Source organism: Nonomuraea terrae (genome assembly GCF_004348995.1).
Taxonomy (GTDB): domain Bacteria; phylum Actinomycetota; class Actinomycetes; order Streptosporangiales; family Streptosporangiaceae; genus Nonomuraea; species Nonomuraea terrae.
The window spans coordinates 1-24,278 of sequence record NZ_SMKQ01000139.1 but is presented as its reverse complement, the minus strand read 5'-3'; the positions used below and the strand labels follow the sequence as shown (position 1 = coordinate 24,278).

23 protein-coding genes and 3 pseudogenes are annotated in these 24,278 nt (G+C 71.6%); 10 read left to right on the top strand and 16 right to left on the bottom strand.

All coding sequences use genetic code 11. The features are described from left to right. On the top strand, positions 1-1,583 hold a 1,583-nt coding region (locus E1286_RS48240; protein ID WP_223190617.1), incomplete at its 5' end, for a hypothetical protein. Between the two features lies 1 nt (position 1,584). On the opposite strand, the gene E1286_RS32295 is transcribed toward E1286_RS48240, so the two are convergent. From E1286_RS32295 to E1286_RS32270, 6 genes are all read right to left on the bottom strand, one after another. Continuing rightward, complete coding sequence (locus E1286_RS32295) at positions 1,585-2,802, bottom strand: aminotransferase class V-fold PLP-dependent enzyme (protein ID WP_132618498.1); 1,218 nt, start codon at positions 2,800-2,802, stop codon at positions 1,585-1,587. Then, positions 2,799-3,779, bottom strand: coding sequence for an L-histidine N(alpha)-methyltransferase (egtD, locus tag E1286_RS32290; RefSeq protein WP_132618496.1), 981 nt, complete (start codon positions 3,777-3,779; stop codon positions 2,799-2,801). The genes E1286_RS32295 and egtD overlap by 4 nt, the downstream gene beginning before the upstream one ends. Further along, positions 3,776-4,513: an ergothioneine biosynthesis protein EgtC gene (egtC, locus tag E1286_RS32285; RefSeq protein ID WP_132618494.1), complete on the bottom strand. Its 738-nt coding sequence runs from the start codon at positions 4,511-4,513 to the stop codon at positions 3,776-3,778. Before egtC ends, egtD begins: the two co-directional genes overlap by 4 nt. A gap of 1 nt (position 4,514) precedes the next feature. Continuing rightward, positions 4,515-5,807 (bottom strand): ergothioneine biosynthesis protein EgtB, encoded by a 1,293-nt coding sequence (egtB, locus tag E1286_RS32280; RefSeq protein ID WP_132618492.1) that lies wholly within the window; start codon positions 5,805-5,807, stop codon positions 4,515-4,517. Next, a complete protein-coding gene (gene egtA, locus E1286_RS32275) occupies positions 5,804-7,027 on the bottom strand; it encodes an ergothioneine biosynthesis glutamate--cysteine ligase EgtA (protein ID WP_132618490.1) in 1,224 nt (407 codons plus the stop codon). Before egtA ends, egtB begins: the two co-directional genes overlap by 4 nt. Before the next feature lie 102 nt (positions 7,028-7,129). Then, positions 7,130-8,011, bottom strand: coding sequence for an MBL fold metallo-hydrolase (locus E1286_RS32270; protein WP_132618488.1), 882 nt, complete (start codon positions 8,009-8,011; stop codon positions 7,130-7,132). 104 nt (positions 8,012-8,115) lie between these two features. Here E1286_RS32270 and E1286_RS32265 point away from each other — a divergent pair, with 104 nt between their 5' ends. Beyond that, a complete protein-coding gene (locus E1286_RS32265; protein WP_132618486.1) occupies positions 8,116-8,544 on the top strand; it encodes a MarR family winged helix-turn-helix transcriptional regulator in 429 nt (142 codons plus the stop codon). On the opposite strand, the pseudogene E1286_RS32260 reads toward E1286_RS32265, so the two are convergent. The 5 genes and pseudogenes from E1286_RS32260 to E1286_RS32240 all read right to left on the bottom strand — a co-directional run. Further along, positions 8,531-9,142: pseudogene (locus E1286_RS32260) on the bottom strand (tannase/feruloyl esterase family alpha/beta hydrolase); the annotation flags it as partial. The gene E1286_RS32265 and the pseudogene E1286_RS32260 overlap by 14 nt on opposite strands. Before the next feature lie 60 nt (positions 9,143-9,202). Then, positions 9,203-9,457: an anti-sigma factor family protein gene (locus E1286_RS32255; protein ID WP_132618482.1), complete on the bottom strand. Its 255-nt coding sequence runs from the start codon at positions 9,455-9,457 to the stop codon at positions 9,203-9,205. An 80-nt stretch (positions 9,458-9,537) separates the two neighbouring features. Then, positions 9,538-10,167 carry an RNA polymerase sigma factor gene (locus E1286_RS32250; protein ID WP_246075408.1) on the bottom strand — a complete coding sequence of 210 codons (630 nt, stop codon included), beginning with the start codon at positions 10,165-10,167 and terminating at the stop codon, positions 9,538-9,540. A gap of 405 nt (positions 10,168-10,572) precedes the next feature. Beyond that, positions 10,573-11,889, bottom strand: a complete 1,317-nt coding sequence (locus E1286_RS32245; RefSeq protein WP_132618480.1) for a TerC/Alx family metal homeostasis membrane protein — start codon at positions 11,887-11,889, stop codon at positions 10,573-10,575. A gap of 184 nt (positions 11,890-12,073) precedes the next feature. Then, positions 12,074-12,892: a TIGR02452 family protein gene (locus E1286_RS32240; protein ID WP_132618478.1), complete on the bottom strand. Its 819-nt coding sequence runs from the start codon at positions 12,890-12,892 to the stop codon at positions 12,074-12,076. A gap of 280 nt (positions 12,893-13,172) precedes the next feature. Here E1286_RS32240 and E1286_RS32235 point away from each other — a divergent pair, with 280 nt between their 5' ends. The 3 genes from E1286_RS32235 (at position 13,173) to E1286_RS32225 (ending at position 17,733) form a co-directional block, all read left to right on the top strand. Then, positions 13,173-16,190, top strand: coding sequence for a S8 family serine peptidase (locus E1286_RS32235; protein WP_246075407.1), 3,018 nt, complete (start codon positions 13,173-13,175; stop codon positions 16,188-16,190). Between the two features lie 424 nt (positions 16,191-16,614). Beyond that, a complete protein-coding gene (locus tag E1286_RS32230; RefSeq protein WP_132618474.1) occupies positions 16,615-16,812 on the top strand; it encodes a hypothetical protein in 198 nt (65 codons plus the stop codon). 114 nt (positions 16,813-16,926) lie between these two features. Continuing rightward, a complete protein-coding gene (locus E1286_RS32225) occupies positions 16,927-17,733 on the top strand; it encodes a class I SAM-dependent methyltransferase (protein ID WP_132618472.1) in 807 nt (268 codons plus the stop codon). Between the two features lie 313 nt (positions 17,734-18,046). On the opposite strand, the gene E1286_RS32220 is transcribed toward E1286_RS32225, so the two are convergent. Then, positions 18,047-18,988 (bottom strand): SDR family oxidoreductase, encoded by a 942-nt coding sequence (locus tag E1286_RS32220; RefSeq protein WP_132618470.1) that lies wholly within the window; start codon positions 18,986-18,988, stop codon positions 18,047-18,049. 52 nt (positions 18,989-19,040) lie between these two features. Then, positions 19,041-19,664 carry an NADPH-dependent F420 reductase gene (locus tag E1286_RS32215; RefSeq protein ID WP_132618468.1) on the bottom strand — a complete coding sequence of 208 codons (624 nt, stop codon included), beginning with the start codon at positions 19,662-19,664 and terminating at the stop codon, positions 19,041-19,043. 291 nt (positions 19,665-19,955) lie between these two features. Here E1286_RS32215 and E1286_RS32210 point away from each other — a divergent pair, with 291 nt between their 5' ends. After that, positions 19,956-20,867: a LysR family transcriptional regulator gene (locus E1286_RS32210; protein WP_132618466.1), complete on the top strand. Its 912-nt coding sequence runs from the start codon at positions 19,956-19,958 to the stop codon at positions 20,865-20,867. Positions 20,868-21,302: 435 nt separating this feature from the next. On the opposite strand, the gene E1286_RS32205 is transcribed toward E1286_RS32210, so the two are convergent. Next, the gene (locus tag E1286_RS32205) at positions 21,303-22,292 is read right to left on the bottom strand and encodes an alpha/beta fold hydrolase (RefSeq protein WP_165970011.1); all 990 of its coding nucleotides are present in this window, start codon (positions 22,290-22,292) and stop codon (positions 21,303-21,305) included. A gap of 361 nt (positions 22,293-22,653) precedes the next feature. On the opposite strand from E1286_RS32205, the gene E1286_RS49495 reads away from it, so the two are divergent. The 4 genes from E1286_RS49495 to E1286_RS52205 are packed head-to-tail and all read left to right on the top strand — an operon-like array spanning position 22,654 to position 23,672. After that, positions 22,654-22,923, top strand: a complete 270-nt coding sequence (locus E1286_RS49495; RefSeq protein WP_223190615.1) for a helix-turn-helix domain-containing protein — start codon at positions 22,654-22,656, stop codon at positions 22,921-22,923. Beyond that, positions 22,893-23,138: a helix-turn-helix domain-containing protein gene (locus tag E1286_RS49490; protein ID WP_223190614.1), complete on the top strand. Its 246-nt coding sequence runs from the start codon at positions 22,893-22,895 to the stop codon at positions 23,136-23,138. The genes E1286_RS49495 and E1286_RS49490 overlap by 31 nt, the downstream gene beginning before the upstream one ends. After that, entirely contained in the window at positions 23,063-23,485 is a 423-nt protein-coding gene (locus tag E1286_RS32195; protein ID WP_223190612.1) for an LpqB family beta-propeller domain-containing protein, read from the top strand. The genes E1286_RS49490 and E1286_RS32195 overlap by 76 nt, the downstream gene beginning before the upstream one ends. After that, the gene (locus tag E1286_RS52205; RefSeq protein WP_425464780.1) at positions 23,457-23,672 is read left to right on the top strand and encodes a hypothetical protein; all 216 of its coding nucleotides are present in this window, start codon (positions 23,457-23,459) and stop codon (positions 23,670-23,672) included. Before E1286_RS32195 ends, E1286_RS52205 begins: the two co-directional genes overlap by 29 nt. A 6-nt stretch (positions 23,673-23,678) precedes the next feature. On the opposite strand, the pseudogene E1286_RS32190 reads toward E1286_RS52205, so the two are convergent. Both E1286_RS32190 and E1286_RS32185 read right to left on the bottom strand, forming a co-directional pair. Continuing rightward, positions 23,679-23,879, bottom strand: a pseudogene (locus E1286_RS32190) (transposase family protein); the annotation flags it as partial. Between the two features lie 62 nt (positions 23,880-23,941). Next, a pseudogene (locus tag E1286_RS32185) lies at positions 23,942-24,278 on the bottom strand (hypothetical protein); the annotation flags it as partial.

The window sequence follows — 24,278 nt, the reverse complement described above, 5'->3', positions numbered from 1 at the left end:
ACCTCCCTCCAGCCACCCCACCCCGCGCAGCGCCCCCGTCCTGGCGCCCGACCACGCACGGCGTCATGAGGGCGCGTATGGAGGCGGGCGGTCCGGGAACCGCCGGCGGCGCGGATGTGCCGGAGGCGTCGGGGCGGGAGACCGGCGCGGCGGCGGAGGTGGCGCAGGCCGAGTTGCTGGCGGCGCTGGCCGGGCGGCCCCTGGTCACGGTGGACCGGTTCAGTACGGCGCTGCGCACCGGCTACACCGGGCCCGCGCCGGTCCAGGCGCTGCGTCCCGTGCTCGGCATCGGCTGCTACGCGGCGTGGGCGCCGGCCCTGCCCGGCATGGTGGTCGCCGCCGAGGACCGCACCCGCACCCGTTCGGTGGCCGAGCGGAACGGCTGGCTGCGCCGCGTCCGGCACGACGCCGCCCGCCACCTCGTGACGCTGGACCGCCCGCCCGTCATCTCCGCCTGGCACGGCGACCTCCTGCAGGAGCTGGCCGGCGCGGGCGGGACCGTCGCGGCGATCGACCCCGCCGTACGGGCCTTCGTCGAGGCCCCGCACCTCCTCGACGACGTGCTGCGCGCGGCCGGCGTGCCCCGCGTGGCGCGGATCCGGTGCGTGCCCGCCGAGCGGCTGGGGAGCCTGGCCGAGCTCCGCCGCGCGGTCGGCACCGAGCGGGTCGTGGTGCAGGCGGGCGGGACGTCGGGCGGACGCGGCACCGTGGTCGTGTCGGGCGAGCGTGACATGGAGCGGGCGGTGCGGCTGCTGGGGCCGTACCGGGTGGCGGCGCACGTGGAGGGGTGGCCGTGCGCCGTCGCCGTGCTCAGCGTCCCGGACGGCGCGGGCGGTGTGCGCGTGTACGCCGACCGTCCCTCGCACGCGACGACCGGCGTCCCCGAGCTGGGCGTCGGGCCGCTGCGCGGCGCCGGCGCCGACTGGTCGCGCCCGTGGCCGGCGCCCGCCGCCGCGCTGCTCATCGAGTGCGCGGAACGCATCGCGCTGTGGGGCTGGCGACGGTACGGCGTGGCGGGGCTGTTCGGCGTGCGCGCGCTGCTCACGCCCGACGAGCGGGTGTACGTGACGGCGATCAAGTGGCGGCACGACGAGAGCACCGAGGTGTCGGCGGTCAACCAGCAGGTCGTCGGGCTGCCGCCGTTCGTGCTCGGGCATCTGAGCGTGATGCTGGGCGGTCGGGTGAGCTGGCTCGGGGACCCGCAGGAGTTCAACCAGCTCAGCCTGCTGCGCGCCACCCAGCCCGGCGGGCCCTTCACCGTCAAGGTACGGCTGAGCGCCCACGGCCCCGTGCGCGTCGTCACCTCGCGCGGGTCCGGCGTCTACCGGCTGGACGACCTCGACCGGCTGCGCTGGGTACGCCCGGGGGCGCACCCGTCCGACGCCGCGGCCGACCGGGGCGAGTTCCTGCTGGCGAACCTGCCGGGGCCGGACGTGGTGTGCCATCCCGGCGCCGACGTCGCCACCATCGAAGGCGTCACGGACGGAGGCACCCAACCGTTCCACGGCCCGGCCTGCGCCTCACCGTTCACCCGCCGCCTGGCGACGGCCCTGCGCAAGCGCTTCCTCCCGGCCGGCCCGTGAGTCAGGAGGCGGCCAGAACGCGCGCCAGACCGTGGAAGGTCTCCTCCGGTGTGCCCGGCGGCGGTGAGACGCGCAGGACGGGTCCGCGCAGGTGCAGCGGCGCCCGCGCGTACGGGACGACGGAGACCAGGAGCGAGGCCTCGGCGGCGCGGGCGGCGGCGTGCTCGGGCGTGTCGCCGGGCGGGGGCCGGAGGGTGACCAGCGCGGACGGCTCGTCCGACGGCTCGGCCACCCGCCAGCCGCCGGCCCCGTCGAGCAGCCCGCGCGCGAGCCGGCCCAGGCCGGCGAGGTGCGCGTGCACGGCGTGCGGCCCGAGCGCGTGGTGCTCCAGCACGGCGACCCCGAGGCCGGCCCGCGCCGCGATCGCCCCTTCCGAGGTCTCGTAACGCGCCGCCCCGGGCAGCGGGATCACGTCCTGCGCCGCTCGCCCGTGGCCGGACGACGGTGTCGCTTCCGGCCAGTGGTGGCCGCCGAGAGTGGGCGTGGCGGCGTCCATGGCGGCGGTCGGGCCGGGCACGACGAGGAAGCCGACGCCGCGCGGGCCGGCCAGCCACTTGCGGGAGGTGCCCACGTACGCGGTCGCGCCCGTGCCGCGTACGTCCACGTGGCCCAGCGACTGGCAGACGTCCAGGACGAGCGGGACTGCGGCCGCCCGGCACAGCGCGCCGATCTCCTGAGCCGGCTGGACGACGCCGCTGTGGGAGCCGATGTGTGAGACGACCACCAGGTCCAGGCCCGAGTGCACCGCCTCGGGGTCGAGGCGGCCGTGGCCGTCCACCGGCAGGTCGACGAGGTGCCATCCGTTCCGGGCGGCCAGGCGCCGCAGCAGCATGACCGTGCCGCCGTACTCGGTGCGGGCGTGGCCGACGCGGCTGCCCCGGGCGAGCCGCCATCCGCCGAGCAGCGCCGCCATCGCCGCCGTACCGCTCTCCAGGAACGCCACGTCGGCGGGAGCGGCGTCGACCAGCGCGGCCAGCGCCGCCCTGGCATCGGCGAGGTCGGGAACGGCCGCGTACCCGCCGCGTGCGCGCTCCAGCCGCAACTGCCCCACGATCGCGTCCAGCACCCGGTCGCTGGGCACGTTGCACCCGGCCGCGTCGAGATGCCCGGCCGGCATCACGTCACGCGCCGCCCGCCACACCGCGCCCACGTCGACCGGAGACGACTCCGCCGCACGTGGCGCCGCCGACTGTGGTGAGCGGGCCTGCCGGATGGTCATCGGCCGGCGAGGAGGAGGGTGAAGTCGCCGTCCGGGTCCGTGTAGTGGCGGCGTACGCGGAAGCCCGCGTCCTCCAGCTCCGCGCGCAGCCCCTCCGGGCGGAACTTGGCGCTGATCTCCGTACGCGTCTCCTCGCCTTCGGCGAAGTCCACCGCGAGCCCGAGCGCGTCGATCCGCACCCGCATGTCCCGGTTCGCCCGCAGCCGCATCTCGATCCACTCGTGGTGCTCGTCGTACCGGGCCACGTGTGTGAACGCCTCCGGTTCGAAGTCGGCGCGCAGCTCCCGGTTGATCACCCGGAGCACGTTCCGGTTGAACTCGGCCGTCACGCCTTCGGCGTCGTCGTACGCCGCCACCAGCCGCGCGGGGTTCTTCACCAGGTCGGCGCCCAGCAGGAACGACTCCCCCGGCCGCAGCGCGGCCCGCAGCTCCTTGAGGAAGACGGCGCGGGCGTCCGGCTCCAGGTTGCCGATGGTGCCGCCGAGGAAGGCGACCATGCGCCGCCCGTTCTGCGGCAGCAGCGACAGGTGCCGTTCGAAGTCGGCGCACACCGGCCGTACGTCCAGCCCCGGGTACTGGACGGACAGCCGCCGGGCCGCAGACTCCAGCGTGACGGCGTCCACGTCGACGGGGGTGTAGCCGCGCAGCACGCCCGCGCCCTTGATCGCCTCAAGCAGCAGCACGGTCTTCTCGCTGGTCCCGGATCCGAGCTCGACGAGCGTGTCCGCGCCGCCGGCCCGGGCCACCTCATGGGACCGTTCGCGCAGGATGGCGAGCTCGCGCCGGGTCGGGTAGTACTCGGGCAGCCGGGTGATGCGGGAGAACAGCGCGCTGCCGGTCTCGTCGTAGAACCATTTGGGCGGCAGCCACTTCGGCGACGACGTCAGGCCCACGGTGACGTCGTGTTCGAGCGCCTGGCGCAGGTAGTCGCGGTCGAGGTGGTTGATCACGTGGACGGGTGAATGGCTCACGGTCATGAGACCTCCCGGATGGTGAGGGGCTGGACGCGGACGCCGGAGCGGCCGACGGTCAACAGGCTCCGCTCGGGCACGGCCCGCCAGCCCGGCAGGTCGTCGAGCGGTTCGCTGGACACCACGACGCCGTCGTCCAACCGGCGGTGGAAGAGCGTGTCGCCCCAGACGGTCGCGGCGATGGAGGTGCCGTCGGAGGCGAGCAGGTTCAGGCGGGCGTCGGGGTCCTTCTCCCCGGCCCGTACGACGACCTCGGCCAGCGCGTCGGCGAGCCCGGCGCCGGCGCGCCCGCGCAGGAACACGGCCGCGGCGACCCAGGCGGCGTCACACGCGCTCTCGGCCCGGTCGGGCAGGTCGTCGGCGAGGTCGCGCAGCGCGTCCCTGCTGACCCGGCCGTTGTGGCTGAGCAGCCAGCCGCCGTCGGCGAACGGGGCGGTGGCGCTCTCCTCGATCGGCATGCCGACGGTGGCCGAGCGGACGGCGGCCAGCAGGCACGTCGAGCGGGCCACCTCGGCGAGCGCGGGCAGGTTGGCGTCGGTCCAGATGGGCACGGAACGGCGGTAGCGGACCGGTTCCGGACGCGCGTCGTCGTACCAGCCCATGCCGAAGCCGTCGGCGTTGACCATGCCGAAGCGCTGCCTGCGGGGCGCGTACGACTGCCGCAGCAGGCCGTGCTCCGGCTCGTGGATGAGCCAGGCCAGCGGACGGGGCGCGCCCAGCCAGGCGGCGTGCCTGCACACCTCAGACCAGCTCCGAGCGGGCGCACCGGAACCCGGTGAAGATCTGCCGGCGGATCGGATAGTCCCAGTTCCTGAACGTCGTCCGCACCGCCGCCGGATCGGCCGCCCACGACCCGCCGCGCAGCACGCGGTACTCCTGACCGAAGAACACCTCGCTGTACTCCTTGTACGGGAAGCTCCGGAATCCCGGGTACGGATGGAACCAGGAGCCGGTCCACTCCCACACGTCCCCCACCATCTGCTCGGCCCCGTACGCGCTGGCCCCGCCCGGGTACGCGCCCAACGGCGCCGGACGGGCGGCGCGGTGCCCCAGGTTGGCCAGCGACGGCCCCGGGTCGGCCTCGCCCCACGGGTAGCGGCGGGCCCGCCGCTCGTACGGGTCCCAGCCGCACGCCTTCTCCCACTCGGCCTCGGTGGGCAGCCGCTTGCCCGCCCAGCGGGCGTAGGCGTCGGCCTCGTACCAGCAGACGTGCTGGACGGGCTCGTCCATCGGGATGGGCTCGGTGCGGCCGAAACGGGTGCGCCACCAGGAGCGGCCGTCGTTCTCCCAGAACAGCGGGGTGGTCGCGCCGGTGCTCTGCCGCCAATGCCAGCCCTCGGGGGTCCACCAGCGCGGGTCGTCGTAGCCGCCGTCCTCGATGAACGCCGCGTAGGCGCGGTTGCCGACGGGCAGCCGGTCGATCCAGTAGCCGGGCAGGTCCACCCAGTGGGCGGGGCGTTCGTTGTCGTAGGCCCACGGCGTCGTGTCGGTGCCCATGAGGAATCCGCCGGCGGGCACGTACACCTCCTCCGGGCCGGCGTCGCGGCCGGGCGGCAGGGCGCCGTCGCGGACCAGGCCCGGCTGGCCGGACAGTTGCAGCGTGGCGAGCATGGTCTCGTCGTGCTGGTGCTCGTGCTGGATCACCAGGCCGAACACGAAGCCGTCGCGGTGCAGCGGCGAGGCGTTCTCCAGGTCGATCCGGTCGAGCACGTCGAGGACGCGCCCGCGCACGCCCTCGATGTAGCGGCGGGCCTCCGCCGGGCCGAGGAAGGGCAGGCTGGGACGGTCTTTCCGCGGCGTCTTGAACGCGTCGTAGATGTCGTCGATCTCAGGACGCACCGGGTCGATCCCGGCCGCCTCGCGCAGCACCCACAGCTCCTCGTAGTTGCCGACGTGGGCGAGGTCCCACACCAGGGGCGACATCAGCGGGGAGTGCTGGCGTACGAGCAGGTCCTCGTCGGCCTCGGTGTAGGCCAGCGACCGGTCGCGCACGGCGATGAGCTCGGCGGCGATGCGTTCCTTGAAGTCGTTCATTGCTGCCCTTCGTCGTTGAGCCAGGCCGGGACGGGCGGCCCCGACATCGGGTCGATCAGGTCTGCCGCCGGTGAGCGGCCCGCCGCCACGTACCGGTCGGCGAACGCGGCCACCTCACCCGTCAGGCCGGGGCCCGCGCCGATGCGGGGCAGGGCCTCCAGCGCGGCGCGGAAGCACGCCTCGGCGGCCCGGCGCAGGCGGGGATCGGACAGGCCGCACCGCGCCGCCGTCTCCCACGCCGTACCGCACTCCTCGGCGGCGGCCAGCGCGGCGTCGGCGGCCCGGTCGTCGGTGACGAGGGCGTGGCTCACGGCCACGCACACCGGCCAGGCGTCCGGCCGCTGGGCGTCGAGGTAGCGGATCTCCAGCCAGCCCCGCGGCCGTACCGGCGGGAAGACGGTGGTGGCGTGGTAGGCCAGGTCGTCGGCGGTGGGCGGGCGCTCGCCGCCGCCCGCCAGCCAGTCGCGGAACGTCGAGCCGTCGCGCACCGGCCGGCATCCCCCGTCGTCCTCGCGCACCAGCATGAGACGGGCGTCCAGCAGGTACCGCGCCCAGGCGGCGGCCGGGTCGGCGTCGGGGGGCACGGGCGCGGTCCTGGTGGGGTCGAGGCCGGCCCAGACGGCCTGGCGTCCTGACATCCAGCCGCACGGCCGGCCGCCGCTCAGCGGCGAGTTCGCGAAGGCGGCCAGCAGCACCGGCCCGAGCACGTGTGCGCGCTCCCACCGGATCTCCGGCCGTTCCCCCAGGTCCAGGTTGACCTGGATGGACGCGGTCGAGCACATCATCAGCGGCCCGTACGGGAGGCCGAGGAACTCCGCCATCGCGTCGTAGCGCGGCTGCCGGAGCTGGCGGCGGGCGGGACGCACGGGGTCGAGGCCGACGCCGCCCAGCGCCAGTCCCTCCGCTCGCAACGCGGCACGCACGGCGGCCACGTCGCCGGCCAGGCGCTCCAGCGTGCCGGGCAGCGCCCCGGCCGGCCCGGACAGTTCGAGCTGGCCGCCCGGCTCGAACGTCACCCTGCTCCCGCCGGCGAGCCGGGGCAGTGCCCCCTCGACCCTGGCCAGCGGCACCGGCCGGGTGGGGTCCGTACGGTCGAACACGAGAAACTCCAGCTCGACCCCCACCCGGTCGCCCGCGTCGGAACGGAAGCAGCGGCGCGCGAAGTCCGCCACCTCCGAGACGCCCCTGAGCGGCGCGCTCTCGGCGGTAAGCCCGATCATGGCTGTCCCTTCGCCTGGCACATCGGGAGTACAGACCCGCGAGCCGCGCGAACGTTACAGACTAATTTCGCGAATCAGGCAAAATCGGCACATTTCGGCTGGTCAGGCGTCCAACGGCCGCCAGGCGGGCCCGGCGCCGTCCCGGCTCACCCGGCCGAAGACCACGTCGGCGAGGTGGACGCCGAAGCCGATCGTGCCGGGCTCCGCCAGCTCGTCGGCGAGACGGCGGCGATGGGCGGCGCTGCGGGCGCGGTCGTGGTCGTTGCCGGCGGACCATTCGGGGTGGTCGAACTGGATCGGCGAGTGCACGGTGTCGCCGAAGGCGATCAGCCGCCTCCCGCCCCCGGTGATGACGTACTCCGCGTGCCCAGGGGTGTGACCTGCGGTGATCCGGACCCGTACGCCGGGGAAGATCTCCTGCCCGTCCGCCACGGTGCGCACGCTCGGCGCCAGGGCGGCGACGATCTCCTCGGTCGTGCCGTGCGCCTCCAGCACGTCCCGCTGGGCCCATTCCTGCTCGGCCACGAGGTAGTCGGCGTGGGCGAAGGCGGGCCGGTCGCCGCCGGGGGCCGGATGCCAGGCCCAGCCGACGTGGTCGACGTGCAGGTGGGAGAAGGCCACCGCCTCGATCGTCCCCGGTTCGCGGCCGAGCGCGGTCAGGTTGTCCAGGAGCGCGCCCCCGTGGATGGGACCGCGCGGGGTGCCGGGATCGGGCGGCAGCGACTGCGGCCCGAAGCCGGCGTCGATGAGCAGCGCGCGGTCGCCGTGCTCCACCAGCAGGCCTCCGAGGCTCGCCATGAGGTGGCCGGAGGCGTCCAGGTACTCGGGGTGGGCGGCCCAGACCTCGTCGGTGGTGTCGGGCAGCCAGCCGCGCGGCGGCAACCGCACGACCCCGTCGGGCACGAACGACACTTTCGTCTCCCCCAGCCGGACCGAGCGGATCCCCGCCGGGCGTCGCAACCGTTCCCTCTGGTCGTTCGTCATGATGATGTCCTCCCGTGTCGGTTCGAGGACGCCACCATAAGCTTCAAGCCAGAAACGTTCAAGCTAGAAATATTCTGGCTTGATGGACTTGCTAGGATGAGCATATGACGACGCCCTCCGAGTCACGGGCCACCGCCGAGCGTGAGCTGTGCGGGCTGGTGAACGGGCTGGCCCAGCAGATCGCCGACCACGTGCGCGACCGCGCCGTCGTCCTGGGCCTCACCCCGGCCCAGGCGACCGCGCTGCGGGAGCTGACCGGGCCGATGACCATGCGCGAGCTCGCCGAGCGCATGAGCTGCGAGCCGTCCAACGCCACCTTCGTCGTCGACAAGCTGGAGAAACAGGGCCTGATCGAGCGCCACCCGCACCCCACCGACCGCCGCGCCAGACACCTCGTCCTCACCGAGGAGGGCACCGCCCTGCGCGAACGCCTCCTCCAGCTCCTCACGCAGGAATCCCCGTTGGCCGGCCTCTCCCTCGATCAGCAGCGCATCCTGCACGACCTCCTGCAACAGGCCGTCATCCGCCGCTGAGCGGCACGCGGAACGACACGGCGCCGGCCCGCAGGCGCTGACCCGCGAAAGGCACGAGGGGACGGGTCATCGCGACACCGCCGGCGGGGTCGTCGTCCACGTACTTCGTCGCGACGAAGTACATGGCGATTCCCCGCTCCACCCAGCGCACGATCGGCGTCAGCTTGTCGAAGGCGTTCGGGCCCGGACCGCCGCCGCAGTGCGTCATGCCGGGCACGAGGAACAGCCGCGCGAAATCTCCGGTCTGGTCCGCGCGCCCGCCGGAGGTGGCACGGACGACCTGACGGTAGTGGCCGATGGTGTCGTACGCCGCGACGACCGGGTCGGCCCAGCCCGCGTACATGATGAGCTTGCCACCGCTGCGCCGGAAGGGCCGCAGGTCAGGGTCGGTGGCGTCGATGATCGGCCCGAGCTTCTTCTGGGCGAGGCGCAGGTCGCGGTGGTAGTCGAAGTCCCGCCAGTCCCAGTCGGGGTCGCCGAACACCCAGTGGCGCCAGAAATTCGCCCGGGCGCGTTCGGTGTCGCCCCAGTAACCGCTCCACCCGGTGCGTACCCTGCCCGACGCGTCCACCACGGGGGCTTCGCCGCCGACCGGCCAGCCCGGGTAGACCTGCTTTCAACACCTCGCGCCCAGGCTGTATGCCTGGCGGGCCTGGTGTCAGCCGTCGGTGAGGTGGTCGGCGCGGCGGGTGCGGAAGGTGGAGAGCAGGCGGCTGCGGGTCTCGGTGGGCAGGGGCCTGGTGGGCAGGTCGCCGAGGACGCGGATGGTGGCGCGGTACTGGTCGAAGTAGCGTCCGCAGCCCTCGCAGCACGACAGATGGTCGCGTACGGCGTCGCGTGCGGGCGTGTCGAGGGCGTCGTCCAGGTAGGCGGTGAGGTGTTCCACCAGTTCGTCGCAGGTGAACCGCTTCACGACGTTGACCGCCCTTGCCTCTGAGATGAACCGTTTCACTTATTGTGACCGCTGAACGGGCCGGACGGTGCCGTTCGGCGTCAATCCGGCTGTTTCACCGAGTCGTAATAGCTCGCGAGCCAGCCGCGCACGGTCGCCCGCGCCCGGTGGAGCAGCACCCGCTGGTTGGCCGCCGAGATCTCCAGGATGTCGCAGACCTCCTCGGAGGTGCAGCCCTCCACGTCGCGCAGCGTGATCACGACGCGCTGGCGGGGCGGCAGCCTGCCCAGGGCCTCGGCGATGAGCCCCCGCGCCTCCGCGGCCAGCGCCTCCCCCTCGGGCGTCGGCCAGGCGGCGGTGAACTCCGCCCTGCCGCCCGGTGGCGGGCCGTGGCCGCCGAGCGTCTGGCCGTCCTGCTCGAAGGCGCTCCACGGCAGGATGCGGCTCTCCCGCAGGCCGCGTTTCTTCGCGGTGTTGACCAGGATGCGGTAGACCCACGTCTTGACCGAGGAACGCCCTTCGAAGCCGTCGATGCCGTCGATCACCGCCAGCCAGGTGTCCTGGACGACCTCCTCGGCGGAGTGGTCGGTGGACACGTACGACCTGGCCACCCGCAGCATGCCGTGGGACCAGGTGTCGAGCAGCGCGGCGAACATCGTCTCATCGCCGGCTCGCAGGGCCCTGACGACGACGTCGTCCGGGGGCAGCACCTCGCCCACGAAAGACCCCACGATCGCTTCCCCTCCGGTCGAACGTCAGGACTTCTCACTCCAGGGACGGAGCCGGACCCCGGCACCGCCCTGCGGCGGGACGACACCCCTTGCACGCTAATCCCTCACGGTGATTTTCCCCATCCTGGCGATCCGTAGCCACCCCCACGCGGATTCCCCGCTCCGGCCGGACGGCTCGCGCGGGCCTGGCTCGCCCTCGCGGACATCGTCGGCCGCGAGGGCGAGCGTTCCCCTACTCGCCGCCCACGGACGTCATCGGCCGTGGGCGGCGAGTGATCCCCGCCACCCGCGGACGTCGTTGGCCGCAGGGGCGGGCGTTCGTTCCGCCGGTCAGGCGGGAGCCGGGGGAGCGGGCGGGGCCGGAGCGATCTCCGGCTGCGCCGCCGTCGCGCCCGGCCGTGCGGGTCAGGCGAAGGGCGGTCCAGGGCCGTGGTGACCGGTGGCTCCGCGCAAGCGCGCCGCCCCGCGCCTTCGGTCACCGGAGTCACGCAAGCCACGAACGTCACGCAAATCACCTAGGTCACGAAGATCATGGATGTCACGGAGGCCACGGAAATCTCGGAAGTCGTCGAAGTCGTCGAAGTCGCGGAGCGCCTCGCGTACCTCACGGGACTCCCAGTCCTCCTCCGCCCGCTCCCCGCGGACCACGCCGTCCTCCTCAGGAATGCGGATGGCGGCCGACCAGGACTTTCGAGCCTCCGGTACGCGACCCGCCCGGGCTTCGGCGGCGGCTCGGAGGCGGGCGCGGCGGTCGGCGATCAGGCTGGTGGCCGTGACGACGACGAGGACCGCCACGATGAACGCGAGCGAGGCCGAAGCCGGCACCTCCGGCACCCACGTCCAGATCCCGTGCGCCCAGCGCAGGACCAGCTTGACCCCGATGAACGCCAGGATGACGCTGAGCCCGTGGCCGAGGTGGCGCGGCCTCACCGGCCCGCCCCGCAGCACGACGTACAGCGCCCGCAGGCCGAGCAGGGCGAACGCGTTGGCGGCGAACACCAGGTACGGATCGTCGGTGACCCCGTACACGGCCGGCACGGAGCCCGCGGCGAAGACGACGTCCGTGGCCAGGATCGCGACCACCGCCAACGCCGGCGGGGTCGAAGCGAGCCGCCCCCTGTCGCGCACGAAGAGCCGGGACCCCCGGTGGTCCCCGGTGACGGGCGCGAAACGGCGCACCAGCCGTACGCTCCACATGGACCGGACGTCCACCTGGCGCCCGTCGCCGTTGAGGATCTTCCAGGCGGTGACGATGACGACGGCGCCGAACAGCAGGAACGCCCACGTGCCGCTCCCCAGTGCGGCGGCCCCCAGCCCGACGAGCACGACCCGCAGGAGCAGCGCCCCGGCGATCCCGTACAGCAGCACCTGCCGGGCCGGCGCGGACGGCACCGCGAACGCCGACAGCAGCAGCATGAACACGAACAGGTGGTCCACCGACAACGACTTCTCGACCACGAACCCGGTGAAGAACTCCACCGCCGTCGCGCCCCCGAACGCGGCCCACAGCCCGGCCCCGAAGCCCAGGGGCAGCACCAGGTAGAAGACGGACCAGCCGACCGCCTGCCCCATGCGTTCCGCACCGGAACGGCGGGTCAGGACGAGGTCGATCGCCAGCAGCAGCATCAACGCCGCGACCGTGGCCGACCACAGCGCGGGGGTGGCGATGCCGTCCAGCTCGGCACGCGACTCGACGGCATGCGACAGTGTGCCCGCAGGCATGGGAAGCCTCCCTCGAACGCTCGAACCGTTCGAGGTCTCCTTCACCCCGACAGGGGCGACCGCCCGGGGACGCGCGGGACGTCCGTACTGACCGGGCCGGCTCTTGGGAAGTACTCCCCTCGCCTGCTCAGGCTAGATCAAAGAGCACCCCGCATCCACCCCTTGCCCTCCACCCCTTGCCGGGTCACGCGAAACATGCGGCGAAGGCGGCCCGGTTGGCGGACTCCTTCGCGCGGTCCCAGACGGCGAAGACGACCTGGTCGAACGCCGTCGCGTACGCGCCCGTGAGGTGGTCGTGGAAGGCCGCGGCAACGTCGCGGGGGTCGTTGCGGAACACGCCGCAGCCCCACGCGCCGAGGACGAGCCGGCGGACGCCGTGGCGGGCGGCGACGGCGAGCACGCGCCCGGCGCGCTCGTGCAGCGCCCGGCGGATCTCCTCGCGCCGGCCGGGGTCGCGGCGCAGCACCTCTCCCGCGTTGGGCGCCGGGGAGGTCAGGAACGACACCGGGAACGGCTCGGCGACCAGCCCGCCACCGGAGCCCCGGTGCACGGGCACGCCGGGCGACCAGATGACGCGGTGGCTGTAGAGGAGGTCGGGCGAGGCGCGGTGGGCGGCGTAGTAGTCAGGCGCCCGCAGGAGGCAGGGATGCAGCAGCGAGTGGCGGCACAGGTCCTCCTCCTGCGCCTTGGCTCCCCCGAGGTAGCCGCCGCCGGGGTTGCGGGCCGAGGCGAAGTTGAGCACCGCGATGTGGCCGGCGCCGTCGAGGTGAAGCCGCCGCGCGGCCTGCAGGCTGCCCTCCGGGGTCACCTCGAACGTCGTGCGGACGCCGGGGCGTGGCGCGGGCGGCTCGACCAGGTCGCCGGGCGCGTAGCTCACGGTGCCCGCGAGCGCCGCCGCAAGGGCCGGCCCCACGAGGACCTCGACCCCTTCGGTGGTGGTGTACGCGCCTGTGGCGGCGATCTCGGCGTTGGCGGCCGCGATCGCGCGCAGTCTCGTGCTCACGCGCCCGCATGCTAGCCCGGCCCCGCCCCTCCGCCCCACTGGTTTTCCGGCGGTGTCGCATTATGTCGGCTTTCGGACACCTGGCGGGAACTCGCCACCGATCGCCCGAACCGGCCGGCACGCCCCACGAAACCCCAGTTGAACGACCTTTTTCGGTCCTGACGGAAGGGGTGCACACCCACACGAGGCGGCGTCCGGCCGCTTGCTAAGAGCACACGATCCACCAAAGATGCTCGGCGGTGGGCTCACAAGATCCCACAAACCTCCCCATGGAGATCGTGTGTCCCTTTCGCACCCCCGGCGATGGCTCCTGGCGGGCACCGTCCTCGCCCTCCTCGCCACCCAGACCCCCGCGTTCGCCCAGGACCCGCCCGATTCCGGCAAGATCGACCGGACGGTCGCGGCCGAGCTGTCCGCCGACGACAAGGCCACCTTCTGGGTACGGCTCAAGGACGAGGCCGACCTGCGGGCGGCGCGTACCGCGACGACCAAGGCCGACAAGGGCCGGCAGGTCTACCGGCTGAAGACCGGGACCGCCGCCGCCTCGCAGGCCCGGCTGCGCAAGCTGCTCAAGTCGGCGGGCGCCGAGTTCACGCCGTACTGGATCGTCAACACGATCCGGGTGACGGGAGACGCCGGCCTGGCGGCCGAGATCGCGGAGCTGCCCGAGGTCGCGGAGATCACCCCCGGCCGGACGGCCGGCCTGCCGGAGCCGAAGCCGGGCGTCGCCCGTGCCGAGGCCGGCTCCGTCGAATGGAACGTCGACCGCGTCAACGCCCCCAAGGTCTGGGACGAGTTGGGCGACCACGGCGAGGGCGTCGTCATCGCCAGCCTCGACACCGGCGTGCAGTGGGACCACCCCGCGCTGAAGGCGAGCTACCGGGGCACCCTGCCCGACGGCACCGCGGACCACGCCTACAACTGGTACGACGCGACGGGCTCGTGCCCCGGTGATGCCCCCTGCGACGACCGCGGCCACGGCACGCACACCATGGGCACCATGGCCGGCGCCGACGGCATCGGCGTCGCACCCGGCGCCGAGTGGATCACCGCGAAGGCGTGCGGCACCACCGGCTGCCCCGACTACGCGCTGCTCGCGGCCGGTCAGTGGATCCTCGCCCCCACCGACCTCGAGAACCAGAACCCGCGTCCCGACCTCGCGCCGGACATCGTCAACAACTCCTGGGGCGGCACCGGCCTGGACCTCTGGTACAAGGAGATCGTCGAGGCCTGGGCCGCCGCCGGCATCTTCCCCGCCTTCTCCAACGGCAACGAGGGCCCGGCGTGCGGCACCACCGGGTCGCCTGGCGGCTACACCGCCTCCTACAGCGCGGGCGCGTTCGACGTGAACGGCCGCATCATGCCGGAGTCGTCGCGCGGCCCCGGCGAGGACGGCGAGCTGAAGCCCAACATCGCCGCACCGGGCGTGGACGTGCGTTCGGCCCTGCCCGGCGACGCGTACGGGGTCAAGAGCGGCACCTCGATGGCCGGCCCGCACGTCGCCGCCACGGTGGCGCTGATGTGGTCGGCCTCTCCCGCCCTGCGCCACGACGTGGAGGCGACCCGGGCGCTGCTCGACGGCACCGCCTCCGACGTGGACGACACCTCCTGCGGCGGCACGGCCGCCGACAACCTCGTCTGGGGCGAGGGCAGGCTGGACGCGTACGCGGCGGTCAAGGCGACCCCGGCCGGCGAGCTGGGGACCCTGACGGGCACGGTGATCTCGGAGGACGCGCCGCTGGCCGGCGCCACGGTGAGCGTGTCGGGACCGCTGAGCCGTACGGTGCCGACGGGCCCGGACGGGACGTACACGCTGCCGCGCCTGCTGAGCGGCGAGTACCGGATCACCGTCACGAAGTTCGGCTACGACGACGCGACCGCCACGGCCACCGTCACCGACGACGGGACGGCCAACGCCGACCTGACGCTGACCCCGCAGGCGATGAGCCCGGTGTCGGGCACGGTCAGCAGCTCGGGCGCGCCCGAGGAGGGCGCCACGGTGAGCGTGCCCGGCACCCCGGTCACGACCGTCACCGACGCCGCCGGCCACTACGCGCTCTCGCTCCCGCACCGGGAGTACGACCTCAAGGTCACGCCGGCCTCACGCTGCGCGAACGCGGCGACCACGCCCATCACGGTGACCGGCACGATGACCGAGGACGTCGAACTGCCCGCCAACGCCGACGCCTTCGGCCACACCTGCAGGAGCGGCACGGAGGCGTACGCCGAGGCCACGGAGAAGCAGGCGCTCACCGGGGACGACGAGTTCCAGACGGTCGAGCTGCCGTTCGCGTTCCCGTTCTACGGCAGGACGTACACCAGCGGCATGCTCAGCACGAACGGGTTCCTGGCGTTCGGTGAGAAGTGGTCGTACCCGAACAACTCCCCCCTGCCGGCGGCGGGCGCACCCAACGCCGGTATCTACCCGTACTGGGATGATCTGGCCTTGGACGACCGGGGCGGTCTCTACACCGCCACGCTCGGCTCCGCGCCGAACCGTACGTTCGTCATCGAGTGGCGCAACGCGCGCTTCTACAACGCCGACGAGTGGTTCTCGTTCGAGGCGCTGCTGGGCGAGGACGGCTCGATCGGGTTCCGCTACCGCGGGATCGCGAGCTCGCGCGCCGCGGGCGAGAGCGCCACGATCGGCATCGAGAACGCCGACGGCACGGACGCGCTGCAGTACTCCTCCGGCGTGGCCGCCGTCGCCGACGGCCAGAGCCTGGCCTTCACCGCGCGGCGGCACGGCCTGGTGACCGGCACCGTCACCGACGCGGGCGACGGCGAGCCGGTGGCCGGGGCGACCGTCGAAGTGGGCGGGGCCTCCTTCACCACCGGGGCGGACGGCACGTTCCTCGGGCAGGTCCCCGCGGGCGAGCAGCGGCTGGAGGTCTCGGCGGCGAACTACGGCACCCTCGCCAGGAAGGTCACCGTGCAGGCGGGCGGTCGCACGGTGCTGGACGCCGCGCTGACCACCGGCCTGGTGACGGCCGCCACCGATCGCCTCACCCTGGTCGTGCCGGCCTCGGCCACCAGGACGCGCAAGCTGAGGCTGGCCAACGCGGGCGCGGCGGCGGCGTACACGATCGAGGTCGATCCTGAGCAGAGCGGCTGGCTGAGCGTGAGCCCCGCGTCCGGCGAGATCGGGGCGGGCGGGTCCGCCACTCTCGAGATCACCGCGTCCAGCGAAGGCATGGAACCCGGGAGCGTACGGACCGGCGTGCTGATGGTGCGCTCGGCCAGCGGGCGCAACCCGGCCTTCCCCGTCACCGTGTCCGTGGTCGTGCCCGGACACTAGGGCGTGCACGGACTTCGGATCCACAAGACGGCTCCACGTGAGCGAAGGCCGGCCAGGTAGCCTCCGGGCGTCTTGTCGAAGAGGTCGCGAAGCGGGCGCTGTTCAAGGCGGCGGCCGACTGATGTCGTCCGGTGGCGGGCGAGGCCGGCGGCCTCGCCCGCGCCAGCCGGTCCGCCGGCGCCGGTCCTGGACGACTTCCACGCGAGGGCCGCCGAACCCGGCGACCGGCTCGCCGCACCGCCCACCGTGTCCTTCCTGCGGCTGACCGGCGACGAACTGCGTCTGTACGGCGTGGCGTCGTTCATCTCGGCATCGCCGAGGAGGCCGGGCTGCTCCGCCCCGCAAGCCAGCGCTTCGACGAGACCTCGCAGGACATCAGAACGAGCAACTCGACCTGGCCGACGCCGACTGGATCTTCTACGGGGTGCAGGGCGGCGAGGCCGTGGCCGGGCCGCTGACCAATGCGCCGCTGTGGACGACGCTGTCCGCCGTGGCGGGCAAGACCGCGATCCCGGTGGACGTCGACACGTTCTTCCTCAACGCCGGCCCCACCTTCCTCAACGCCGGCCCCACGGCCGCGGGGAAGGTCCTGGACGTTCTGGCCGACCATCTCCACGGGTGAGTGTTTGGGCCTGTGCCGTCGACGTCTGAGTAGCTGATGGCGCCGATGCGCTCGCGCATCGGCGAAACTTGACAAACGTCCGGAAACGCGACCAAAGATCGCTAGGCTGCGACGATGGACCGCGTAACCGACCTGCCCGAAGATTTTCCCGGACAGCATCCTGCCTGGGTTTCGGCCGCAACCCAGCCCGCAGATCCGGACCAGGTGAACGACTACGACGCTTTCGCCGAGGCGTACTCGGCGGAAACCGAGAACAGCATCCTGAACGAGTACTGGGCGCGGTCCTCGATCCTGGCCCTCGTCGGAGACGTGGCCGGCCGCCAGATCCTGGACGCCGGCTGCGGCGCGGGCCCCCTGTCAGCCAAACTACGCGACCGCGGCGCCGTCGTCACCGGCATCGACGCCAGCGCCGGGATGCTGGCGATAGCCAGGCGGCGGCTCGGTGACGACGCCGACCTGCGCGTGGTCGACCTGCGTGACCCGCTGCCGTTCGCCGACGGCGCGTTCGACGACGTGGTCGCGTCGCTGGTGCTGCACTACCTGGAGGACTGGGGGCCGACCCTGGCCGAGATACGGCGAGTGCTCAGGCCGGGCGGCCGGCTCATCGCGTCGGTCAACCACCCGTTCGTGGAGCACCTGACCCAGAATCCTCGGCCCAGCTATTTCGCGACCACCAGCTACACCGACGCATGGACGTTCAACGGACAGTCCTTCCCGTTGACCTTCTGGACCAGGCCGTTGCAGGCGATGACCGACGCCTTCACCGCCGCCGGCTTCCGCCTTGCCGTCATCAGCGAGCCCCAGGTCGACCCGGCCGCCCGTGAGCTGTTCCCCGACGACTACCAGGACTGCGCGGACAAGCTCGCCTTCCTGGTCTTCGTCGTCGAGGTACCGCCGTCGGCTCCCGGCTCGGACCGCTGACCGACCACGCCGACGAGCCAGCACCTCACCCCGACATCGCTACCCCGGCATCGCTGTCACACGGCAGCTCCGGCTGCGCGATCGGATCCAGACGCCTCCCGTTCCCTCTGGTCCGCGCGGCTGTCGGGCATGGTGCCGGGATCGTGCCGGGTGGTCAAGGCGGATCAGAGAGGGCGCCGGCTACGGCCGCAACCAGGACGGGGCGGCGAAGGTGCCGCGGAGGGATCACGACGCCGGTGAATCCCACAGTCGTCATATTCTGAGCCGCCCTCCTTGTCATGTGCCGGACTCGTTGAGACTCGGGTCCTTGCCGTCAGCTGGCGGGGAAGTAGTGGCCGTTGTCCAGATCGGCGAGCAGGCGGGGCTGAGCGGGTTCCCAGCCGAGGGTCCGGCGGGTGACGAGGTTGGACGCCGGGTAGCTCTGCGTGACGATGTTCGCGAGGAACCCGAAGTATCCCGGCAGCACCAGTTCGTCCACGGGAACGCTCACGGCGGGCAGGCCCAGACGGCTGCCGATGGCCTCGGCGATCTCGCGGAACGGGATGCCCCCGTCGTCGACCGCGTGCCAGTATTTGCCGGCCGGGCCCTTCTCCAGCGCCAGGCGGAACAAGGAGGCGACATCGCGGATGTGCACGGCGTTCCACAGGTTCGCGCCGTCTCCGGGGTAGCCGATGAAGCCCTTCTCCTTCGCGAGCGCGATCAGCGCCGGAAGGAAGCCGGCACGATCGGTCGTGCTGTGCGCGATGTTGGCGATCCGCACGACCGAAGACCGCACGCCCTGCTCGGCGAGGCCGATTACGGTGGTTTCCACGACGTTACGAGCCCGCAGGGTGCCCTTGTGCTCATCGCCACTGGGAAGGGCTGGGTCCTCCTCGGTGGCCGTCCGGCCCAGGAATCCCTGCCCGGGCGAGCCGATGCTCCCCGCCGCGACCAGCGGCTTTCCGGTTCCCGCCAGTGCCTCGCCGTAGGCGAGCATGATCGGGAGCTCGGCGGCGGCCACGGCGTGGATCCCGCCGGAGAAAAGCAGGTCTTGCCGGTGCGCGACGTGGATGACGCCGTCGGAGTCCGCAGCCGCCTCCTTGAGTCCGTCGAGATCCCCGAGGTCGCCGCGACACACCTTCGCGCCGAGCGCGGACAGCGCCGCCGCAGCCGTGTCCGACCGGGCCAGGCCGGTGACCTCGTGCCCGGCGGCGATGAGCTCGGGGACGATGTACGAACCGGAATGGCCGGTCCCGCCAGTGACGAAAACGCGCATTCTGCCGTTCCTTATGAGTGAGGTAGCGCGAGAACTGGTGGTGCGGGTGTGCTCAGCTGAGATTGCTGACGCCGAGGGCGAAGTTGAAGTCCCCCACGCCATGGCGGGCCAGGTTGATCATCAGCAGGCCCGTCCCTTCCAGCCAGTGCGCCATCTCCAGGCCTCCGGCATCCAGGGGGCGCAACCCGAGGCTTTCGATGAACGCCGATACGCTTGCCTTGGCCCGCGCGTCGTCGCCGGCGAAGAGCACGTCCAATGGGCGCCCCGGGGCCAGGACGTGGCCGAAGACGGTGTTGAACGCCTTCACGACGTGCGCGCTCGCCGGGGCGGCCTTGGCGATCTCCTGCGCGGCGGAAGTGCCGTCAGGGGTGGTCAGCCCGGTGGCGTCGGCTTTCATGGGGTTGGTGATGTCGATGATGACCTTGCCGGCCAGCGCGTCCCCGTACTGGGCGACGACCGGCACGGCGCTGGCGTTCGGCACGGCGAGGATGACGATGTCGCCGGCTGGGGCGGTGCCGAATGTCCCGGCCGTGGCGCCGCCGCCGAGCGCGGCGGCCAGGTCCTTGGCCTTGGCCGCGTCGCGACCGACGACCTCGACGGCGTGGCCGCCCTCGACCGCGCGGGCGCCAATGGCGCGGCCCATACCCCCCAGGCCGATAATGCTGATGCTGCTCATGGAGTGCCTGCTTTCTGGAGTGGAATATCTGGACAGAACGCCACGCCCACCCCGTTGTTGTTAACGGTTGTGTCGTCGATGCCCTCGAATGACACGACGGGCCCGAACCAATTCAGGACGCGCTAATTCAAGTTCTGGGGACCTACTGTCAAGTCCCGATGTCGAATTCTTATTCCGGATTCGCTCCGGCCCACCGGGTACCTATTGAGGATTTCATTGGTCTGAGCGGGTGTCCAAGACCTATTTCAGCGATGGCGATACCCTGGAGGCATCGCCGTACCGGGAGGCTCCATGGATCTGGACCTGCGCAAGTTGCGCTACTTCGTCGCCGTCGCCGACCGGCTGCACTTCGGCCGCGCCGCCGATGACCTGCACATCGCACAGCCGGTGCTCAGCCGGCAGATCCGCGCGCTGGAACAGGATCTTGGCGCCCCGCTGCTGATCAGGGACAGCCACGGCGTGGCGCTGACCGACGCCGGCAGGCAGTTGCTGACCGACGCCGGCCCGCTGCTGGCCTCCGCAGACGCGGTCCGCCGCCGGGTGACCGTGGCCGCGCGCGGCAGCCGGCGGCTGATGGTCGGCTTCCGCGCGGGCATCACGGCCACCGCGGCGGTGCGGGAGTTCGCCATCCGGCACCCGGACGTGATCGTGGACGTGCAGCGGATCGAGTCCGACGACCAAGCCGCGATGCTGCTCGACGGCCGCATCGACGTCGGCTATGTGCGGCTGCCCATCGACGAGACCGGCCTGCGTGTCACCCCGCTGTACACCGAGCCGCGGGTGGCGGTGCTGCCCGCCGGCCACCGATTCGCCGGCAGGGAACAGCTCACCGAGGCCGACCTGGCCGGCGAGCCGCTGCTCTGGCATCCCGACACAAGCACACAGCCCACCAAGCGCCCGCACCCCAACGCCGGATACCTGGTGCGCGGGGTGGACGAGACGCTCGAACATGTCGCGGCCGGCCGGGGCATCTCGTTCCTGGCCCGTTCGACAGCCGTGTTCTACTCACACCCGGAAGTCAGCTATGTGCCCGTCACAGATCTGGCGCCCGACCAGGTGTGCCTCGCGGTGGCGGCATCGCGCACCTCACCGGTGGTCGACGACTTCCTCGCCGCAGCTCACGCGACGGCCGAGATCACCGCAGAATGCGGGAACGATGAAATGTGGCAGCTGGCAAGCGGTGCCGCCTCACAACACGGTTGATCAGTTCGACCGACAACATCAGAGCCAACAGAGGACGCCACAGCAAAGGCGAAGGCATTAAAGTGCGACGGCGGAGGCTACGTTCGCGTACAGCGAGAATCGTCATCGCCGCACGGCAGCCTCTGAAGTAATGAAAGAACCCTTTTCATCCTGCAGTTGCTTCGTAGTTCTGTACCACAGATTGAATTCGTAGAGTCCGTCATGAGTGTGCCGGAGCGTCGAGGGTAAGCCCAGTCGGCCAGGCAGCCGGTGAGCAGCGTCACACTGTTGCCTGCGGCCATCGTCCGATTCTCCTTCGATCTTGATCTTGCTAGTCGAAGGATCACTCGATGGCCGTCTTCATTTCATGACGCCACGCCTGTGACCAGGTCGAACTCGTACACCACCCCCGTGGACGCAATCATCAGGAGGGATACGCAGTAGCCAGCCGGGGGCTCATTCGCGCGGTGCGTGTTGCCGCAAGAAGGTCCGCACCAGGGCGTGAAGCTGGTCCGCCCTGGGGCTGAGCCAGAAGCCCAGGTGATCCTCATCTGCCATCCAGTAATGACGCGCGCCGGGTATCCGCTCGGCCGCGTATTCTCCATGGTCGAAGGACACATCGCCGTCCTGCCTTCCATGGACCACCAACATCGGAGCCGTGATCTGCTCCAGAGGCAACCCGCCGCGCCGGGCTTGCGCCGCGTCGTTGTCGGTGCCCGGCCAGCGCTCCTCGTAGGGGAACGTCGTTTCGAACATCGCCTCGAAGAGGGTCCGCACGCGTGGCGTGTTCATGATGTACGAGAGCCGCCCGGATCGCTGTTCCTGGTTGAAGGTGCTGGTCTCGTCCAGCGTCGCCGAGACGACGGTCTCGAACGAGAGCATCGCCGTCAGCCGGGTGAGCTTCTGCACGACGGTGTTCAGGAACGTTCTCCGCAGTGACGAGCTCGGCTTACCGGGGGGCTGTTGTTTGCTCACTCCACCGATGGAGACCATCCCCCAGATCCGATCCGGATGGCGTGCGGCGAAGGTGTAGCCGACCGGGCTCCCGGCCGAGACCGCGAGGACTCCGACCCGGTCGATGCCGAGCTCATCCAGCAGCGCGGCGAGCAGGTCGGCCTGCTCCTCGTTGGTCCGGCCGCTCTCCAGGGGCGTGCCGAGATAACCGGGCCGCGAAGGACTCAGAATGCGGAACCCGTCCCGCTGCAGCCAAGCGGCGAAGAGGCGTCCCTGATCGGCTCCGCCGAGCCCGGCGTGAACAGACAACAGAACCGGACCTTTCGTACCGTACAGGTCGTACTCGATCGGGCCACGCCGTGTCTGGGCAATCCGCAGGTCGATCTGGACACTGGGGAGGAGCTCCCGGCGCGGGCCGGTGTCGATGCCGCCGTCCCAAAGAAGCAGCCCGGCGACTACCGCGGCCGGGATCCCGATCAGGACAGCGAGCACTATTCTGACGATCTTGATGACTCTTCGCTTCCGCACCGCTGCGGCAGCTTTCGGTATCTGGACCGAAGTCACGGCAGCGTCTCGACGGCGGCCTGGCGCGTTACCTGGACAAACTGCACTGAGATCCCCATAACCCGCAATGGTTGTCCAGCAGCCGGTGCGTGTCGTCCCACAGGCGGAGTCTTCTGCCACTACCACACTGGGACCAACGACTGACCGAGCTACAACGCTGGGAGTACAACAGGTTGAATGCGTAGAGTCTTCCGGTCGTGACGGATAGCGCTCGGTGCGGTACGACCGGAGTATGCGGTACGGGCAAAGGGGTGGATACACGCCTGCCGAGCAGGAACGGCGAGAGCGTGTGCGGCTGCAAGCGGCCGAGTGGTTCGAGGCCGGCGAGTCGACCAAGACGGTCGCCGCACAATTACGGGTGCACGAGCGGTCGGTGACTCGCTGGCGCAAGGCCTGGCGCGAGGGTGGGACGCAGGCGCTGCGCTCGAAGGGGCCAGTGTCGAAGGAGAAGCTGTCGGCCCAACAGTGGCAGCGATTGGAGACCGAGCTTCGGCGCGGCCCGCCGGCCTGGGGATACGACCAGAACCAGTGCTGGACGCTGGCCGGGTCAAGACGCTGATCGGCCAGCTGTTCCACATCGGCTACACCATCGAGGGCGTGGGCAAGCTGCTGCATCGCCACGGCTGGTCGGTCCAGGTTCCGGCGCGACGGGCCCTGGAGCGGGACGAGGAGGCCATCGCTGCCTGGGAGGCCGAGGTGTGGCCGGTGGCAAAAGGACCGCAGCGGACCTGGGCGCCTACCTGTGCTTCGAGGATGAAGCCGGGCAGGGGCTGAGGCCGCCGAAGGGACGCACCTGGGCGCCGGTCGGCGCCCGTCCGGTGGTGACGGTACGCGGCAAGGGCTCCGGCCGGGTCAACATGGCCGGCGTCGTGGCCTACCGGGACGGCGAACGCCCGCACCTGTTCTACAAGCTGCATATCTACCGCGGTCGCAAGGGCGAGTCCAAGTCGTTCTCCTGGATCGACTACCGGGACCTGATCGTGGCCACCCACCAGCACCTGGGCGCGCCACTGGTGTGGTGCTGGGACAACCTGAACGTGCACCTGGCCGGCCAGCTCGCCGAGTTCCCCACCGAGAACGCCGGCTGGACACATCGTCCAGTTACCCGCCTACGCTCCTGAGCTGAACCCCGTCGAGGGCGTCTGGTCCCTCCTTCGTCGGGCCCTGGCCAACTTCGCCGTCGCCGACCTACCTGGACTCGTCCGGATCGTCAAACACAAGCTCAAGAAGATCCAGTACCGGCCGCATCTGCTTACCGGCTGCCTGGCCCAGGCCGGACTCACCCTCGATACCCCGGCAAAGACATGACCGACCCTACGAATTCAACTTGTTGTGTAGCACGTGGATGGCTTTGGCGAGTCGACCGACCCCGCGTGGGCTGACGCGGACATTGTGCAGGATGCGCCGGTACTTGAGCTGGGCGTTGACGCGTTCGCCGGGCCCGCGAAGCCGGGCATGAGCCCGGTTGACGTCCCTCTGCGAGTCGGGTTTGTTCTTGCCCTTGTACGGCGTGATCTACCGCTCCGGCCGCGCCGAACTCGACGTCGTCTTCCGGCCGACGAGGCGTGATCGGGCCGTCATTGGCCTCCCACCGGAACGGGAGCAGACCCGGTAGTTCCGCGGTCATCGCTGGGCTGCCGAGGAGATGACGCGGGGATGGCGTTGTCGATGAGGACGGCAGCGATGGCGGCGGCGGTGGGGAAGGCGTCGGCGTTGAGAACCCGGGTCCGGGCCGCGGCGCCGTCGATGAGCAGCGCGAGCTGCTCGCCGAGCTGTTCAGGCTCGGCGGCGCCGGCTTCCCGGGCGGTGTCGGCGAGCCGCGCGGCGACGGCTTTCTTGTAGTCGCGCGCGTACTGGGATGCGGGGTGCTGGGGGTCGTGGAGTTCGACGGCGGCGCCGATGTAGGGGCACAGG